The organism is Methanobrevibacter sp. (genome assembly GCF_045541095.1).
Lineage (GTDB): Archaea > Methanobacteriota > Methanobacteria > Methanobacteriales > Methanobacteriaceae > Methanocatella.
The window spans coordinates 1-4,232 of the sequence record NZ_JAZQIJ010000079.1 but is presented as its reverse complement, the minus strand read 5'-3'; the positions used below and the strand labels follow the sequence as shown (position 1 = coordinate 4,232).

The 4,232-nt window shown below is 35.1% G+C and carries 3 protein-coding genes; all 3 read left to right on the top strand.

Annotation, left to right across the window (positions count from 1 at the left end; translation table 11 throughout):
• Window positions 1-203 precede the first annotated feature (203 nt).
• Window positions 204-989, top strand: coding sequence for a hypothetical protein (locus ACKI2P_RS03565; protein ID WP_407375081.1), 786 nt, complete (start codon window positions 204-206; stop codon window positions 987-989).
• A 113-nt stretch (window positions 990-1,102) separates the two neighbouring features.
• On the top strand, window positions 1,103-3,262 hold the full coding sequence (locus tag ACKI2P_RS03560) for a reverse transcriptase domain-containing protein (protein WP_407375079.1): 2,160 nt from the start codon (window positions 1,103-1,105) through the stop codon (window positions 3,260-3,262).
• Window positions 3,263-3,998: 736 nt separating this feature from the next.
• The coding region (locus ACKI2P_RS03555) for a hypothetical protein (protein WP_407375077.1) at window positions 3,999-4,232 on the top strand (234 nt) is incomplete at its 3' end.

Below are 4,232 nucleotides of genomic sequence, written 5' to 3'. Positions count from 1 at the left end.
TGATCCAAGTCATACATGCAATTACTGTAGAGAATCAGGACATTTGATTTATGCATGTCCTATGAAGAAAAATAAGACTGTTAAAATGATTTGGATTCCAAAAGGAACCACCCCTAACCAAAAGGGACCCAAGAAGGTATGGGTACCAAAATCCTCATCTTGATTCTGTTTTGTAGGAACTAAGGGAACATGGGGAGTGGTTTTTGGATAGTGCTTGTTCAAGACACATGACCGGAGACGGCACTCTTTTTTCAAGCCTTACCAAAACTAAAGGAGGAAAAGTGACTTTTGGGGACAACTCAAAAGGGAAAATTGTTGGAATTGGTAACATTGGAGGTATGTCTTCACCCTCCATTGAAAATGTATTTCTTGTTGATAGTCTTAAACATAACTTGCTTAGTATAAGTCAATTATGTGACAAAGGCTATAAAATCATTTTTGATCATACATGTTGCTTAATACTTGAAAATGATAAAATTATCTTTATCGGTAATAGAATTGGAAACATCTATAAAATCAAAATAGATACATGTATGAGTATTGAAAGTTGTCTTGTTGCTAGTATAAATGATAGTTTTCTATGGCATAGAAGACTAGGTCACATAAGCATGGACATCCTTTCAAAATTAGCTAAAAATGATTTAGTTAAAGGTCTTCCTCATATTGCATATATAAAGGAAAAGCTATGTGACGCTTGCCAAATGGGTAAACAAGTTAAAACGTCTTTTAAAAGTAAGAATCACATATCAACCGAAAGACCTTTAGAATTACTTCATATAGATCTATTTGGACCAACTAGAACAAGAAGTTTAAGTGGTAATAGATATGTGTTTGTAATCGTTGATGACTTTACTAGGTATACATGGGTTATATTTTTGAAATCAAAAGATGAAACCATTTATGAATTTGTAAAGTTTTCAAAGAAAATCGAAAACGAGAAAGGATTTTCTATAATAAACATAAGGAGCGATCAGGTGGTGAATTCATAAGTGATTTATTTGAAACGTTTTGTGAAGAAAAAGGATACCACCACAATTTTTCAATGCCTAGAACTCCCCAACAAAATGGGGTTGTGGAAAGGAAAAATCGGTCTCTTCAAGAAATGGCAAGAACAATGATAAATGAATTTAACACCCCGAAATATTTTTGGGCGGAAGCTGTAAACACTTCTTGCTATGTTTTAAACCGTGTTACTTTGAGACCTGAGTTGAAAAAGACTCCTTATGAGCTTTGGAAAGGGAGGAAGCCCAACATCTCTTATTTTAAAGTCTTTGGTTCAAAATGTTTTATTCTAAACACTAAAGACAACCTTGATAAATTTGATTCAAAATCCGATGTTGGAATTTTTCTTGGATACTCCTCCTCTAGCAAGGCTTACAGAGTATACAATAATAGAACACTTTGTCTTGAGGAATCCATGCATGTCGCTTTTGAGGAAACTCAAAATGACAAAATTGTTGAGATTCTAGATGACTTAAATGAAAGTGTTCAAAATTTGAATCTTAATGATAAAAACCCAAAGGAGTCATCAAATGAAGACATGAACAAGGACCAACCAAGCTCAAGCGATCAACAAGAGTTGGTAAGTACCTCCTTTGAGCCGCCAAAGGAGCTAAGGTATGTAAGTTCTCATCCTCCAGATTTAATTATTGGTAATCCTTTTGAGGGAACTAAAACTAGAGCATCCCTTAGAAACATTAGTGGGCATTATGCATTTGTTTCTCAAATAGAACCTAAAACCTTTCTTGAAGCCGAAAATGATGAAAAATGGATTTTAGCCATGCAAGATGAGCTAAATCAGTTTGAGAGAAATGATGTTTGGGAACTAGTCCCTAGGCCAAAAGATTTATCAATAATTGGTACTAAATGGGTCTTTAGAAACAAAATTGATGAACATGGGACTATTGTTAGAAACAAAGCAAGACTAGTTGCTAAAGGTTATAATCAAGAAGAAGGAATAAATTATGAAGAAACCTTTGCACCAGTGGCTAGACTTGAATCTATAAGAATGCTATTAGCCTATGCATGTCATGCCAATTTTACGCTCTTCCAAATGGATGTTAAAAGTGCATTTTTAAATGGCTTTATAATGGAAGAAGTATATGTTGAACAACCTCAAGGCTTTGAAAATTTTGAATTTCCTAATCATGTTTTTAAACTCAAAAAGGCCTTGTATGGTTTAAAACAAGCACCTAGGGCATGGTATGATAGATTAAAAACATTTCTTATTGAAAATGATTTTAACATTGGCAAAATTGACACCACCCTTTTTACGAAAAGAAAAGGAAAAGATATCCTTATTGTACAAATCTATGTTGATGATATAATTTTTGGTGCTACTAACGAATCTCTGTGTAAGGAATTTGCAAAATGCATGCAAGAGGAATTTGAAATGAGCATGATGGGAGAATTAAATTTCTTCCTTGGATTGCAAATTAAGCAAACAAGAGATGGCATCTTCATCAACCAAAGCAAGTACACCAAGGATCTTCTGAAAAGATTTGGGATGGAACATGTCAAAGATGCCGACACACCCATGGGGACATCTATTAAGCTTGATATGGACGAAAAAGGTAAAACCGTAGACATCACCAAATATCGAGGTATGATCGGTTCTCTTTTATATTTAACCGCAAGTAGACCCGATATTATGTTTAGTGTATGTTTATGTGCACGATTTCAAGCATGTCCAAAAGAATCCCATGTTAGTGCAGTAAAAAGAATTTTTCGTTACTTGCATGGTACAATTGATTTAGGGTTGTGGTATCCGAAGGGAAGTGAAATGAGTTTAATCAGTTATTCGGATGCAGATTTTGCGGGTTGTAAAATTGATAGGAAAAGTACTAGTGGAACTTGTCATTTTCTAGGATCATCACTAGTATCATGGGCGAGTAAGAAACAAAACTCGGTAGCCCTATCAACAACTGAAGCAGAATATATTGCGGCGGGGAGTTGCTGTGCACAAGTACTATGGATGAAACAAACTCTAGAGGATTATAGACTTAAGTTTGAAAATACTCCGATTAAATGTGATAATACAAGTGCAATTTGCCTATCTAAAAATCCTATTCAACACTCTCGTACAAAACACATAGAAGTAAGACATCACTTCTTAAGGGATCATATTGCAAAAGGAGATATTGTACTTGAGTTTATAGGTACAGAACATCAACTTGCAGATATTTTTACAAAACCCTTAGGAAAAGATCGCTTTTCCGAAATAAGAAGGAACCTAGGGTTTATCCATACAAATGATGTTTGAATTATGTATACATCAATGGTTATAAGTTGGATTTATTTGATGTTAAAATGTATACACTTGAAGCATAAGAAATTTGTTCAAAACAAATTTTAGGGAGTTTAAAAATTCTGGGATGAACCGGTCGACCGGTTCATCAAGAGCAAGCCCAACCAGTCGATCGGTTGAGGCAGAAAAACAAAGGATGGCTACTGGAATTTTTTGAAATTTCGGAGGAAAATGTTTCTGAAAATGATTTTTGGACATAAAGGGTATTTTGAAGTTTAAATCAAGATTTTAAAGTCAAAGTGCAAAAATTTCCATTTTTGCATGGACCGGTCGACCGGTTCATGCATCTGGATCAACCGGTCGACCGGTTGAGCCAGAGGAACAGTAGCCTTGGCTACTGCCGAAAATTAGCACTTTTAGCCCCTTGATTTCTTTGCCTTTTGGACATAATTTTTACATGAAAAGGCTACATTTTGAGTGCAAAGAAAAGTTCAAAAGAGAAATTTGGAAAATTCTCATCTTGGGAGTAAACCGGTCGACCGGTTGAAATTATCCCAAGGAAACCGGTCGACCGGTTGATCGATAGTTTAAATACTATCCAGAGTTTCAGAAAACAGTAAACGGGAGAAAATCAAAATTTTCGAAAACCCTAACTCAAATCCTCTCAAAATCAAAACACCCAAAGCCTAATTGAAGTCAATGGCACCCAAGAAACGCTTGAGGAGGACTGAATCAAGGAGCAAACGAGCCAATGGATCGTACTTCCTCATCAGGTGACAATGTTCAAAGATTTTTAAGTAATTTCTCAAATAGAGCTATTTGTGTAGAAAGAGGTTTAGGCAATGATTTGTCTGCTTTAGGCATAGATACTCTATTTGTTGAAATTGGTTGGTACTCATTATATGAATATAAGAAACCTACATACCCTAAGTTGATGAGGATGTTCTTTGCTAATATGAGGGTTAATGTAGAACCAAGAATAATG